The following is a 13,795-nucleotide window of genomic DNA, read 5'->3' as shown; positions in this document are numbered from 1 at the left end:
TTATTCACTTAAGCCGACACTGGATAGAATAGCCAAACGAGTATGCTCGATATGCTCTGACACAGCCTCTTTTGCTTTTTCAACTTCTTTATTTTTTAAGCATTCAATGATCCATGCATGCTCTTTTAATGTTTGTTCGTTCCGATTCGGCAAATTCAATGCACTGACACCAAACCACCTAATTTGATCACTTATTGTACCCATTAAATTTATCAAACGCTGGTTGCCACTCAGTTCAGCTAGATAAATATGAAAATCCTTATCTATCGAAATAAATTGTCCATTGTCTTTTACATAATCAAGCTGTTTCACATAAATTTCATGAAGCTGTTTGACATCCCCCTCCGTAATCTTGGGGATAAGTAGCTCGATAACTAGAAGCTCAAGCGCTTTCCTAATTTGAATTACTTCTTCAACATCCGACGTCGTTATTTTACTTACAAAAGTACCTTTTCTCGGTATCGACGTCAGCCACCCTTCCATCTCTAATAAAAGAATCGCTTCCCTCACTGGTGTTCTACTGATTTTCAAGTTTTCGCTTAGATCTCTTTCAAACAAAGCACTTCCAGGAGGTATTTCATGCAAAACAATTGCATTTTTGATCCCTTCATAGGCTTGTTGTTTTAGAGAAAGAGATTGCTGTACTTCAAATAGGCTCATTTTTCATCTCCCCCTTCCTGGTATGTGGCATACCAGAGAAATCTTAATTTTCATTCTAGTATCTCTTGTTTCTTTTGTCAATCCCTTTCAAACTAATTAAAAGGGGCAGTTTCGCGTGATACACCCCTTCTTCTCGAACCTATTTCCAAAAAAAAAAAATAATTTCCTTTGTATATGATTTCTCAATTCCCTTCTTGAAAACTAAAAAGAAGAACAAAAAGTAAAGCCAAAGATAAGATATTCAAGCTGTATTTTTATAAATTATAACCTCCCTAATGTAGTGTCCTATTATTCAAGTTAGGCGACGTGAACTGCTCAATGCTTCAATTTACACTATTTTAGTAAAAGCTGAACCATTTTCACATGATGAAAAATAACCCGTTGCACGGAGAAAAGATACCGTACCGCGGGTTATTTAGTATTGTCGAGTGACCGTTTCCGTTTGATAAAGGGTAATAGCAGTCACTCGTAATCGATCTCTCTACGCCAACTGTTGTTCCGCAAATTCCCGGTACAACGCATGAGATTGCGTCAATTCCTGATGTGTGCCACTACCTGTTACTTGCCCATTCTCGATGAAAATAATTTTATCTGCATCGACAATTGTTGATAACCTGTGAGCAATGACAAAAGTTGTACGCCCTTCCATTAGACGTGTGAGCGCATCTTGTACAACGCCTTCCGATTGGCTATCAAGGCTCGCAGTTGCTTCGTCCATCATCAATATTTTAGGATCTCGTAAAAATGCTCGAGCAATAGCAATGCGCTGCCTTTGTCCTCCCGAAAGTTTGACGCCGCGCTCACCGACTTCTGTGTCCAAGCCTTTCGAAAATCCTTTAATAAATTCATCCGCATAGGCCATTTCAGTGACTTCCCACAGTCTTTCATCCGGAATACTTTCCATATCCTTTAGACCGTAGCATAAATTTTCACGAATCGTCCCAGCCATCATCGCACTTTCTTGTGATACGTAACCAATTTGACTGCGCCATGACGCCATTGACATCTCTTTAATAGGCGTGTCACCAATTCGAATTTCACCAGCTGTCGGTTCATAGAAACGTTCCAGCAACCCAAACATTGTCGTTTTCCCTCCACCACTTGGTCCGGCAAAGGCAATCATTTCACCTGGTTGCGCTTCAAAAGACACATTTCCAATGACAGGCTCATCTTCTTCATAGGCAAACGATACACCCATAACTTGAACAGGTTTGCCCGCAATATCCATCGCCAAACCATCTTGCCCTTCTTCCAATGGTAGTTCCAAAATGTCGATAATGCGCTCTGTTGCGCCTTTTGCCTTTTGCAACTGCGTGAAGAACATCGCAAAGGATGTAATTGGGAAAATGATTTGGAACAAGTATAGTAAGAACGCAACAAGTTCACCTGTAGACATCGTGCCACTCGCAACACGCATACCACCATATCCAATAATCATGACAATGACGACCATGATAACCAAGTACATAAAAGGAGCAATCAATGCAGTAATTCGAGCTTCCTTCAAACCAAATTTGAATAACTTGTCAATTCCAGCTTTTCCACTCGCTTCTTCATTCACTTCCGCATTAGAAGCCTTCATTAAGCGGATTTCACCAAGCGTCTGTTGAATATGACCTGTAAATACAGCTGTTTCGTCCTGCAAGCCGCGAGAAATCTTTGCCATTCTAGTTCCTAATGGAATCATAATCGCTACTGTAATTGGCACCGAAATCAACATAATGAGCGTCATCTTCCAGTCCATCACAAGTAGAATGATCACCGCACCGATAATTGAAATGATACCTGTAATGAATTGCGGAAAATGTTGTGTAATCAATTCTTTAACAATGCCAGTATCATTGACAACACGGCTCACCGTTTCACCACTGGATTCTTTATCGAAGTGGCTGACAGGCAAACGAATCAGTTTTGTCCACATCTGCTCTCTTAGCCTAGCCACTACTTTCTGCCCTACATAACTGAGTAAATAAATGGACACCCCATCAATCACCGCTTGGAGAATAAATGCTACCCCAATTGCAATCATAATCGGGACACTTAGCGAAGCAACTGAAAAACCATCCACTAGATTTTTCGTTAATAACGGAACAACCAAGCCCGCAAGCGTTGTCAACACACCCGCCGTTAAACCGACTGTTAAAGCGAGCTTCGGAATTCCTGTGGATAAAATAAGAGAGAAAAACGGCTTCAAGCCGACTTGTTTCTTTTCCATTGTGCATAACCTCAATCCGTTGAATCTTTGTTGATAAGTTTATTTTAACAGATTTATGTAAACTCAATATCAACAAACTTCACTTTGTCGCTCGGAATATATAAATCTAACTGTTTATGTTGAATACATCCGTGCGAAGGAAATCGGCAATCAGACCCACTCCCAACGATAAAAAGACCGCTGAGAAGACCATTCAAGTTCTTAAGACCGAAGAACTTTAGGAATTAGACAGTGGTCGCAAAGTATATGGATTAACTTGTGTTCGTTGAACAATAGTCAAGCCGCAACGTCACTTATCGGCGAGACAGTACATTCAGTTTATCAAGCAGCTTATAACCTAATAACAACTTCCGTGCCATCCTTCGCTTTGACATCGACTAGTCTAAGCCCTTTGTGTTTTCTTAGTTCATTCACGATACTTTTGAGTTCTTTTTTATTCAATAGCGGCATCGTAAATGTTTGTTCTTTTTCCTTCATAGACTCCTTCACCCATTTGTTGATAAGTCGATTAACAAGTTCTGAAGAAATGATAGAAATACCAATATTGAGAATCACATAAGGAACTGGAATGGAGAGTCGAACTGCATTTGTTTTCACCTTTACGTTTAGCATATGGATACCCTATTCAATCGTAACTGAAATTGTATCGCCATTTGCAGATTTAACATCAACAATTTGACCATCCAATTCATTCTCAATCGCATCCAGAAGTAAGCCGATATCGATATCTTTTACATACTTTTCCGATTGTGGGATACTAGCAGCGATGTTATGCCCGGCCAATAAAACAACTTTTACAAGTTTAATGGGAACATTAACTGAAACATTGTCGTTTTCCGCAGATACGACACGGACTTTCAGCGTCTTATCAGCATATACAGGTGATTTAGACAAAAGATTACTGCCAGATTCTCGATTTTTTAATACTTGGATGAGTTCTGATGCTTTCGCTGCATCAACTTTCCCCTCTTGTACCATCGTTATTATTTTTTCAATTTCTGCACTCAATGTTCATTCCTCCTATTCGTCTTTTAATAGCTTAATGGCTTCTTCCGGAGTTATTTCTCCACTTTCCAACATCGCCACTACCTTTTTCTCATCTACTTCATTTTTCTTCTTCGTTTCGTAACCAAGGGAACTAACAACGTCATTCAGTTTGCCACGCACCGTTGGATAAGATATTCCCAGTTCTTTTTCAACTTCCTTAATGTTTCCCCTACATGTCAGAAATACTTCGACAAAACGAAGTTGATCATTCGATAACGATGCCAGTTTAGACAATTCGAATTCATTTTCAATGGTGGTGTGGCAAGACGAACAATGGAGCTTCGTAATTTTTAGTGTTTCACTACAAACAGGACATTGACTAATAACTTGATAGGCCATGATAGACTTTAGTTCCCTCCTTTCATTTGTATTCATCATACAATAAATAATCAATCGAATCAACGACCAAAATCAATATTATTAATATCCATATTAAATAAATCAATTTACAAATGCAAATCAACAAACAAATACAATAACAAAATCAATAAATTTTATGGACACCCCTAATTCCACAACTTAAAAAGGTTAGAAAAGACGATGGCACGTCCTTTCTAACCTTTTTTTATTTCAATGAATGAATTTCTAACTCGCTCAATTGATCGACCGCTTTTCGCAATGCTTCTACTTTCTGTACAAGCGCCAGCCGCACAAATCCGGCACCTTCAGAGCCAAATATGCTTCCAGGAACCATGACGACGCCACATTGCTCAATCGCTTTGAAAACGAATGCCTTGTCGTCCATGTCATACGGATATTTTGCCCAAACGAACATCCCCCCGTTCGAAGGGGTTACAGACCAGCCAATTTCGGTTAATCCGTTCATTAACACGTTGTGGCGTTCTGAAAATTCCTTGCGCAAACGGTCTGTAATTTCTTCGGCATTATCAAGTGCAGTCACAGCTGCTTCTTGAATCGGTCCAAATGTCCCGAAATCTAAGTTTGATTTCAGCTGCTTGATAATACTGATCATCTCCGCATTCCCCACAATATAGGCAATGCGCGCACCTGCGAGACTAAAGCTTTTCGATAAAGAATTGATTTCCATTCCAACTTCCATCGCACCCGTAGTCGATAGGAAACTGATCGGGGAATCACCGCTAAAATAATATTCCGAATAGGCTGCGTCGTGAAGAACAAGGATGTTATATTTCCTTGCAAACGCGATGACTTTATCAAAGAAAGTTGCATCAGGCAAAGCGGGCACTGGATTACCCGGCAAATTCAAAATGAGCAGCTTCGCTTTTTGTGCAATCTCTTCTGGTATTTCATCAAAATTAGGTAAGAATCCGTTGTCCGCACGCAACGGCATATAATGAGGAACTGCACCGGCAAGCTTAATGCCCGCATCATATGCCACATAGGCAGGGTTCGTTGTCAGTACGATATCCCCTTCATTACAAAAGGCTAGCGGTAAATGGACCAATCCTTCTTGTGACCCCATTGTTTGAATGATTTCCGTTTCAGGGTTGAGCGTAACGTTGGAACGTCGTTTGTAATAATTCGCAACCGCTTCATTAAATCGTTTTGTTCCACTTAGTGTGTAACCGTATGTAGTCGCCAAAGCGCTTTGTTCAGATAAAACACGTCTCACTTTTTCATCTGGAGGAAGATCTGGACTTCCAAGACTCAAATCGATAACTTCAGCGCCAGTTGCTTTTTTCGCTTCGGCAGCTGCTTTTAAATCTCCGAAAATAGCAGGTTCAAAAATAGACATTTTTAACGAAGGTTCAATCTTCAATGAAAAGCACTCCTTGTTTGTGAGCAATTGTTTTTAGGGAATAGTTTATCACAAACTGCGGGACTACTGCAAAAAAGACTAGAAAGATCAATCCCCCTAGCCCCAAACTTTCTTTGCTACACACTTAGGAAGAACTATTATTGGTCATGTAGACTTCTTCAAACGGTTGAATAATGACAAAACCTTCACCCTTAAACTCCATTTGAATAGATTCTCCGCTACCACGACCTAGGAACGTCCGGAAACTGATATCTGTGCGGAATTCTGGTGTTAAGTGACCAGACCAAGCGACAGTTGCATTCGGATCTGTAATGACAGACTCTCCCGGACGCACAAGTAACGTTAATGGCTCGAAATGGGTTGTGATGGCAACCTTGCCCGTTCCTCGCAACGTAACGTTAAACAATCCACCCGACATCATACCAGCCACTTTTCGCATGAGTTTTATATCCCACTCAATGCTAGGTTCAAACGCTAGAAGATCATTACCATTGACCGTGATTGCTTCATTATTCAAGTCAAAAATGGTGATCTTTTTTCCTTGATCCGCCAAATATAGCCGGCCATTGCCCGTTGCCTTCATTAACGAAGTACCTTCACCCGTAAGCGCTTTTTTGAACATCATGCCCACACCATGTTCGAGGATTCTTTCTCGTTCGAACTTAATCTGCCCCGTATAGGAAATCATAGAGCCCGTCTTCGCCCACACAAGGTCTGTTAAATTCACTTCTAAAATACGTGGTGTTTCCAATTCAAAATTCTCTCTGACCTGCTCATCTTGCTTCGTCTGTTTAATGAATTCACTAATCGTATATTTCCCCATCTATAACTCCCCTTTCAGCAACTCACACTGCCTATACATACGTTAATGATTGAAGAAAGATTCAATCACTAAAATTTTCAAATAAATATTTCAACTCACTTCCTTCATACATATCGCCATCAACTATAAACTTTTCAATTTCTATCGTGCCGTCGTCCATAAACTCTACTTCCCACCGTTCACCCGGAACGGCTACCTCTACCATAATCGACTCATTTCTAACTTTATCCAACTTATAGTATATTTTCTTGTCCTCTAGTTTATTTAGAAAATCGAGTAACTCTTTCAAATCATCCCCCCTAATCAATAATCCCTCAACGAAGTCCCAAAACAAATTATTTTGGCGTTCGCTAGTCATTTATCGGCGTTCAAGATCGATTTATCGGCGCCCACCAATCACTTATCAGCGAATCAGGACCTTCGACACACCCTTTCAACAAGAAATAATCCCGAAGAGACTTCCCTCCAGGATTTCACACTCACTGAAACGGCCATTCCGGTAACATATTGCTCAATTTTTTATCCTCTCGATAGCCAAGCACATATTCCGCCTGCATAATCGTATGAATTTCGCGCGTTCCTTCGTAAATGACAGGTGCCTTTGAATTACGCAAGAACCGCGCTACTGGATATTCATCTGAATAGCCATAAGCACCATGAATTTGGAAAGCATCATCCGCCGCTTTATTGGCAAAATCACAGGCTTGCCATTTCGCAAGCGACGTCTCACGCGTGTTGCGTAGACCTTTATTTTTCAGCTCACCTGCCCTGTAAACAAGCAGACGGCTCATCTGATAGCCGGCTTCCATATTCGCAATCATTTGCTGCACAAGCTGGTGTTTACCAATCGACTTGCCGAAGGTTTCGCGTGCCTGACAATACTTCACACTTTCTTCAAGGCAACCCATGATTAATCCAACCGCTCCCGCTGCGACCGTGAAGCGACCGTTATCAAGTGCCGCCATTGCAATTTTAAAGCCTTCGCCTTCCGCGCCCAATAGATTGGCGGCCGGTACACGCATATCCTCGAAAAACAACTCGCCCGTATTCCCCGCACGAATCCCGTACTTGCCTTTAATCGCCTTGGATGAAAAGCCTGGCGTTGTCCGTTCGACGATGAACGCACTAATCCCATGGTGCTTTTTCGTCTTATCCGTATACGCAAAAACGAGGAAATGATCCGCCACATCACAAAGAGAAATCCATGTTTTCTGGCCATTCAATACATAGTGATCTCCGTCTCTCACAGCGGTCGTCGCCATTGCCGCCACATCGGATCCCGCGCCAGGTTCCGTCAATCCAAAAGCGCCTATTTTCTCACCCTTAGCCTGCGAGATTAAATATTTCTGTTTCTGCTCTTCAGTCCCCCACTGCATAAGCGTCATCGAATTTAAACCAATATGAACAGAGACCGCCGTTCGAAACGCCGTATCCCCCCGTTCCAATTCTTCACATAAAATTGCCAGTGAATTATAATCCATACCACTACCGCCATATTGTTCAGGCACACAAACACCCATGAAACCTATATTCGCGAGCTTTTTCCAAATGCCCGGATCAAACCCACCCTCCGCATCCCACTTCTGGATATGCGGTATGATTTCGTCATCCACAAACTGACGCGCCGTTTTCCTCAGCATGCTTTGCTCTTCCGTGAATCCGAAGTCCATTTTTATATCCCTCCCTTAAGCAGAGGCATTGTTCGCCTCAACCGTTTCCACAATGAGAACCCCACGTTTTTTCATCTCTTCAATATATAAAGCACCTGGCACGATATTTTCTGGCGGATGGACGCCGCGCTTCGTAATCGTGCCGTTGCCAATCATCTGCGCTACAACCGAAATGGTATTCGCTGTTGCCCGTGCCATCGCTGTTTCATTGACCGTCGTATCTTTTTCCGTGATCAAATCGTACGTATACGTAACAGGAGACCCGTTCTTCTGGCCACTGACAATCACTCGCAACAATACCGCGTCCAATTTATTACCCAGTCGTAGTTGTGGTGACAATTGTTCCCGCATGACATCGCGGACTTTAACTGCATTGCCGGCAACTACCACTTCATTATCACGTGCCAATAAACCAAGATCGACAAGTAACTGAAACTTTTCCGCATGTCCTTTATAACGAATTGTCTTATATTCAAGGGTGTTGACAGTGGGGAACGATTTTGTCAAAGTCGATGTACCGCCCGATGTATGGAATGCTTCTAGTTCACCATATTTGTCGAAATAGATCGGTTCAATCTCGGACAACGAAGGGATTTCTACCAGCTGACCATCACGAATGGCGTGAGAAGGGTCTGTATAATGGTCAAATACACCTTCCAACGAAAAGACGACATTGTAATTGAGCGGCGGCTCCGGCTTTACAGGAATGCCACCGACATATATGTGAATCGACTCGGCTTTATCGAGCTTTTCTGCCCCGTAACCCGTCAAAATATTGATCATCCCAGGCGCCACACCAAGATCCGGAATAATCGTTATCCCTTTCGCTTCTGCCTGTTTTACAAGACCTAGTACTGCGTCTGTTGCACCGCCAATATGGCCACCAAGATCGACGGAATGAACACCGATTTCCACAGCCATCCGCGCTACTTTTTCATTAAATGTATAGAACAGTGCATTGATAACGACATCGCCAAGTGACATGACATCGCGCAATTGCACATCATTTTTCGCATCAAGCAATAGAATATCGAGTTTTTCAGACATTAGCCCCTCCGCGAATTCTTCCGCAGGCTTAACATTCAAGTCCGCCAAATACACTTTGTCAACATCATCACTCTTCACAAGATCACGCGCCGCCTCTTTTCCCATCAAACCCGCACCGAGTATGACGACTTTCATATTTTCATCTCCTTACCTATGGTGTTATTCCGTGTCAATCTGGGCACGTTGCAATTTGCCACTGAAGTCCACATAAATGCTCTTCCACTCCGTAAAGACGTCTAGTGCCGCTACACCCGAATCACGATGACCATTCCCCGTTCCTTTCGTTCCGCCGAAAGGTAGATGGATTTCAGCCCCAGTCGTCCCTGCGTTGACATAGACAATTCCTGTATCCAAATCGCGTTGCGCCCGAAATGCTTGGTTGACATCCCGCGAGAAAATTGAGCTGGAAAGCCCATATTTCACACTGTTATTCACTTCAATCGCCTCATCTAGATCACCAATTTCAATCAATGACACCACTGGACCAAATATCTCTTCTTGCGCCAAACGACTATCCCACTTCACATCTGTAAATAACGTCGGCTCATAGTAATGCCCAGCAGCAAACTTACCGTCAGACAATACATTACCGCCAACCAACAATTTCGCGCCTTCTTCTTTGCCAATGCCAACATAGCTGTGTATTTTCTCAATCGCTTGTCGATTAATAACTGGACCAATCTTCACCGATTCATCCAATCCATCGCCAATCGATAAATCCTTCATCGCCTCAACGAGCTTCTCCTCAAGCTCCCTCTTAACATCTTTATGCACAATGACGCGGCTACATGCCGTACAACGCTGCCCTGCCGTACCGAACGCGCTCCAGAGAATCCCTTCCACCGCCAGGTCAATATCTGCATCATCCATCACGATCACCGCATTTTTACCACCCATTTCAAGCGACACTTTTTTCAAATGACGTCCCCCGGTTTCCGCGACATGACGCCCCGTTTCCGTTGACCCTGTGAATGAAATCACCCGCACGTCAGGATGTTCGATCATCGCCGTTCCTACTGTCGAACCGGCACCAAATACGATATTTGCGACACCCGTAGGAAGTTCTGCTTGTTCAAAGATCAGCGCCAGTTCATACGCCATCATCGGCGTTTCTGTCGCTGGTTTCCAAACAAATGTATTCCCCGCGACGATTGCCGGAAATGACTTCCACGTCGCTATGGCCACCGGGAAATTCCAAGGCGTAATTAGCCCGACAACCCCAATTGGTGCACGTACACTCATTGCAAATTTATCCTGCAACTCGGACGGTACGGTTTCTCCAAATAGTCGACGCCCTTCTCCAGCCATATAAAGCGCCATGTCTATGCCTTCTTGGACTTCGCCACGCGCTTCCTCAATCACTTTGCCCATCTCTTTGGTCAACACTTGTGCCAGATGTTCTTTCTTGTCTTTCATTAAACGTCCAATTTCATATAAATAGTCAGCACGTTTCGGTGCCGGAATGAGTGCCCATTTTTTCTGCGCTTCTTTTGCAGCTTTTACTGCCTTGTCGACGTCATCCTTTGTTGATAGCCTTACTTGCGCCAGTTCCATGCCATTTGCTGGGTTTGTAACCGCCGTATAGTCCGCTCCCTCTGCGTCCTGCCACGAACCCCCGATATAGTTGTTTAATTGCATTGCATCATTTCCCCTTCCGTTATACAAATCATTCCGAAAATACTAACAATGTATTTAACTACTTCGACATACCCCATGTTATTCCTTTGTTTGTCCAAAGATGAAAAGAAAAGCGAAGGGTACTCGGAGCCTAGAAAAACCCCCGGACAATTGATTGCTTGTCCAGGGGCTAAAAGAAAAGACCTGAACCGGTAAAATACCGAACTCAGATCTTAAAAGTTGCATAAACTATTTGTCTAACTTTATTCGGTTAGACTACATTCCGAACTTTTCTTTAATTTGCATTTTCCTTCGACGTATCAGATGACATGTCACTCTTCGGCGGTGTGACCCGCTTCACAAAGAATGTTAATAGCAGTGCAACCACAGCTACAATCATGGAGATGAAGAAGGCAAAATTCACTCCGTCAAGCATTGCTTTCGTTGCAATTTCTTGTTGCAACAACGCAAGTCCTTCACTCGTTGTTGGTGCATTTCCAGACGCTGCAGCATTCGCAGTAAGATCCGCACCTGAGCTTTCCATCCTTTTCGTCATAATCGTCAGAAGGATGGCCGTACCAATGGCTCCCGATACTTGTTGTAATGTATTGTTCATAGCCGTACCATGCGGATTTGAAATCATCGGCAATTGGTTCAAACCATTTGTCATGATTGGCATCGAGACAAGCGAAATACCCAACATCCGAACTGTATAAAGCATCATGATGTAATAATAACCAGAATCCATGTCCAATCTGCTTAAATAGAACGTTGTGATAATCGTAATGGTCAGGCCAATGATTGCCATCGCGCGTGCCCCGTATTTATCGAACAATTTACCCGTAATCGGAGACATCAGACCCATTAGGACCGCACCTGGCAGCATCAAAATCCCAGCCTCAAACGGTGCAATCCCGCGTACATTTTGTACGTATAGCGGTGTCAAAATCATCGCAGAAAACATCGCAATGGATAAAACAATCGAAATGACAGATGCTAATGCAAACATCGGGTATTTATAAATCCTGAAATCAAGCATTGGTTCATCCATACGAAGTTGGCGGATAATGAATGCAGCAAGTGCAATCGCTCCGATCAAAATCGTTCCATAGACAAGCGGCGATGTCCAACCCTTATCACCCGCTGAACTAAATCCATACAGCAAGCCACCAAAACCGGCACTCGACAATGCAAGCGAGAAGATGTCTAACTTCACATCACGATTCGGTGTAATGTTACGCAATTTGAAAAACGCATAAATGAGCGTTAAAATCGCAAACGGTAAGACAATGACGAAAAGTGTTCGCCATGAATAATGTTCGACAACCCATCCTGACAATGTCGGTCCAATTGCTGGCGCCGTAAACATGACTAGACCGAACATCCCCATTGCCGCTCCACGTCTTTCAACCGGGAATGCTGTCAACATGATGTTCATCAATAACGGTACCATCATTGCGGAACCCGATGCCTGAATCATCCGTGCAACAATTAGTAAACCAAATGTTGGCGTAATGATGGCAATAAATGTCCCAATTGCGAATAACGTCATCGCAGTCAAAAATAATTTACGGTTCGTAAACTTTTGAACGAAGAATGCGCTGGCTGGAATCATAATACCATTGACCAGCATATACCCCGTCGTCAGCCATTGTACTTCGGACGGTTTTACTGAAAACTCTGTCATGATTGTCGGCAACGCGACATTTAACAGTGTATTATTCAAAAATGCTACAAATGTTCCTATAAATAGAATCGCAATCATGCCATATGGCGGCTTTTCATGCAGTTTTTGAATATCCATCTAATCCCCCATTTACTATATAACTGATAAAACTTGTACTCTCCGTACACCCTGTTGAACATTTTATACCGACAGTCCAAAATTAGCAACCTTCGTAATCGCTTTCATTGAAAAAAATTTGGTTTCATTGATATAATCACCTTTGTAAGCTACCATATAACTATACTGCAAGTACAAAGACGTTGTTTTTATTAGTCCTCACCTCTAAAAAAGGATAGGATTGGTAGCCAATCACAAGGAAAAGGTGACTGTATGAATAATCGTAAACGCCAAGTTTTATTAGCTGCACGACGACTGTTTGCAGAAAAAGGGTTTACAGCTACATCTGTTCAAGATATTTTGGAGGAGTCCCAAATCTCCAAGGGGACTTTTTATAATTACTTCACGTCAAAAAACGAATGCCTAATGGCGATGTTAGAATATGCCCACGATGAAGCCACCATTAAAAGAAGAGAATTATTAATTGGTCAAGACATTAAGGATAAGAATATCTTGTCTGAACAGATTGTCATACGTATGCACGTCAATCGCGAGCACAATCTTTTGCCGATTTACGAATCGGTTTTTAGCTCAGGCGATGCCGATTTAAGATCATTCATCACTAAGCATCATTTTATGGAAATTTCCTGGTTGTCCGGAAGATTGCTTGATGTTTACGGTGAAAAAGCACAAGCATACGCGGCCGATTGTGCAGTAATCCTCATGGGTATGATTCAGCATCTTGTCCACTTTTGGAATACCAGTTCAACCGATAAAATCGATATCCATCGACTTGCCCAATTTACAACAAGAAGAATCGACGCCATTATGAGCGATATGATTGCAACAAACGACACGTTAATCGGTCCAGAGTTGCTTAACTTTTCACAATCTCCAAGTCACACAAAAATCGATGTAAAGGACATTCTTACCACACAATTAGCTGATCTTTTGAAACAACTTAAAGATGAGTCAAAATCAAACGGCTTTCAATACACCCAATTTTTATTGGACGAAATACGGTCAGCGCAACCGCGCATATTCATTTTAGAAACAGTCACCCAATCCTTCCATGAAATATACAGTGATACCCAATTTGAACCGGAAGTACGCGAAATCGTTACACATCTATGGAACTATATCGACATCCTAAAAAATGATGGAGCTCGATGAAACTTTTCCGAATATCAAA

The 13,795-nt window shown here is 42.5% G+C and carries 13 protein-coding genes; 1 reads left to right on the top strand and 12 read right to left on the bottom strand.

Annotated elements, in window-relative coordinates:
* From ACIQ0H_RS07390 to ACIQ0H_RS07335, 12 genes are all read right to left on the bottom strand, one after another.
* Entirely contained in the window at positions 1 to 660 is a 660-nt protein-coding gene (locus tag ACIQ0H_RS07390) for a GntR family transcriptional regulator (protein WP_403412914.1), read from the bottom strand.
* A 481-nt stretch (positions 661 to 1,141) separates the two neighbouring features.
* A complete protein-coding gene (locus ACIQ0H_RS07385) occupies positions 1,142 to 2,875 on the bottom strand; it encodes an ABC transporter ATP-binding protein (RefSeq protein WP_403412912.1) in 1,734 nt (577 codons plus the stop codon).
* 330 nt (positions 2,876 to 3,205) lie between these two features.
* Entirely contained in the window at positions 3,206 to 3,487 is a 282-nt protein-coding gene (locus ACIQ0H_RS07380; RefSeq protein WP_403412910.1) for a hypothetical protein, read from the bottom strand.
* Positions 3,488 to 3,496: 9 nt separating this feature from the next.
* Positions 3,497 to 3,883 carry a hypothetical protein gene (locus ACIQ0H_RS07375; protein WP_403412908.1) on the bottom strand — a complete coding sequence of 129 codons (387 nt, stop codon included), beginning with the start codon at positions 3,881 to 3,883 and terminating at the stop codon, positions 3,497 to 3,499.
* Between the two features lie 12 nt (positions 3,884 to 3,895).
* Positions 3,896 to 4,261, bottom strand: a complete 366-nt coding sequence (locus ACIQ0H_RS07370) for a DUF2089 domain-containing protein (protein ID WP_403413443.1) — start codon at positions 4,259 to 4,261, stop codon at positions 3,896 to 3,898.
* Positions 4,262 to 4,487: 226 nt separating this feature from the next.
* Positions 4,488 to 5,663, bottom strand: coding sequence for an aminotransferase class I/II-fold pyridoxal phosphate-dependent enzyme (locus ACIQ0H_RS07365; protein WP_403412906.1), 1,176 nt, complete (start codon positions 5,661 to 5,663; stop codon positions 4,488 to 4,490).
* Between the two features lie 124 nt (positions 5,664 to 5,787).
* Positions 5,788 to 6,486 carry an AIM24 family protein gene (locus tag ACIQ0H_RS07360; protein ID WP_403412904.1) on the bottom strand — a complete coding sequence of 233 codons (699 nt, stop codon included), beginning with the start codon at positions 6,484 to 6,486 and terminating at the stop codon, positions 5,788 to 5,790.
* Positions 6,487 to 6,547: 61 nt separating this feature from the next.
* Positions 6,548 to 6,775, bottom strand: coding sequence for a hypothetical protein (locus ACIQ0H_RS07355; RefSeq protein WP_403412902.1), 228 nt, complete (start codon positions 6,773 to 6,775; stop codon positions 6,548 to 6,550).
* Positions 6,776 to 6,965: 190 nt separating this feature from the next.
* A complete protein-coding gene (locus ACIQ0H_RS07350) occupies positions 6,966 to 8,156 on the bottom strand; it encodes an acyl-CoA dehydrogenase family protein (RefSeq protein ID WP_403412900.1) in 1,191 nt (396 codons plus the stop codon).
* Positions 8,157 to 8,171: 15 nt separating this feature from the next.
* Positions 8,172 to 9,338 carry a saccharopine dehydrogenase family protein gene (locus tag ACIQ0H_RS07345; RefSeq protein WP_403412898.1) on the bottom strand — a complete coding sequence of 389 codons (1,167 nt, stop codon included), beginning with the start codon at positions 9,336 to 9,338 and terminating at the stop codon, positions 8,172 to 8,174.
* Positions 9,339 to 9,362: 24 nt separating this feature from the next.
* On the bottom strand, positions 9,363 to 10,841 hold the full coding sequence (locus tag ACIQ0H_RS07340; protein WP_403412896.1) for an aldehyde dehydrogenase family protein: 1,479 nt from the start codon (positions 10,839 to 10,841) through the stop codon (positions 9,363 to 9,365).
* A 274-nt stretch (positions 10,842 to 11,115) separates the two neighbouring features.
* The gene (locus tag ACIQ0H_RS07335; protein ID WP_403412894.1) at positions 11,116 to 12,624 is read right to left on the bottom strand and encodes a DHA2 family efflux MFS transporter permease subunit; all 1,509 of its coding nucleotides are present in this window, start codon (positions 12,622 to 12,624) and stop codon (positions 11,116 to 11,118) included.
* 252 nt (positions 12,625 to 12,876) lie between these two features.
* On the opposite strand from ACIQ0H_RS07335, the gene ACIQ0H_RS07330 reads away from it, so the two are divergent.
* Entirely contained in the window at positions 12,877 to 13,776 is a 900-nt protein-coding gene (locus ACIQ0H_RS07330; protein ID WP_403412892.1) for a TetR/AcrR family transcriptional regulator, read from the top strand.
* Positions 13,777 to 13,795 lie beyond the last annotated feature (19 nt).

This window comes from Sporosarcina sp. NPDC096371 (genome assembly GCF_044762865.1).
In the GTDB taxonomy this organism is placed as follows: Bacteria; Bacillota; Bacilli; order Bacillales_A; family Planococcaceae; genus Sporosarcina.
Note: the sequence above shows the minus strand (reverse complement) of the source record. Positions and strands in the feature narration are given on the sequence as shown.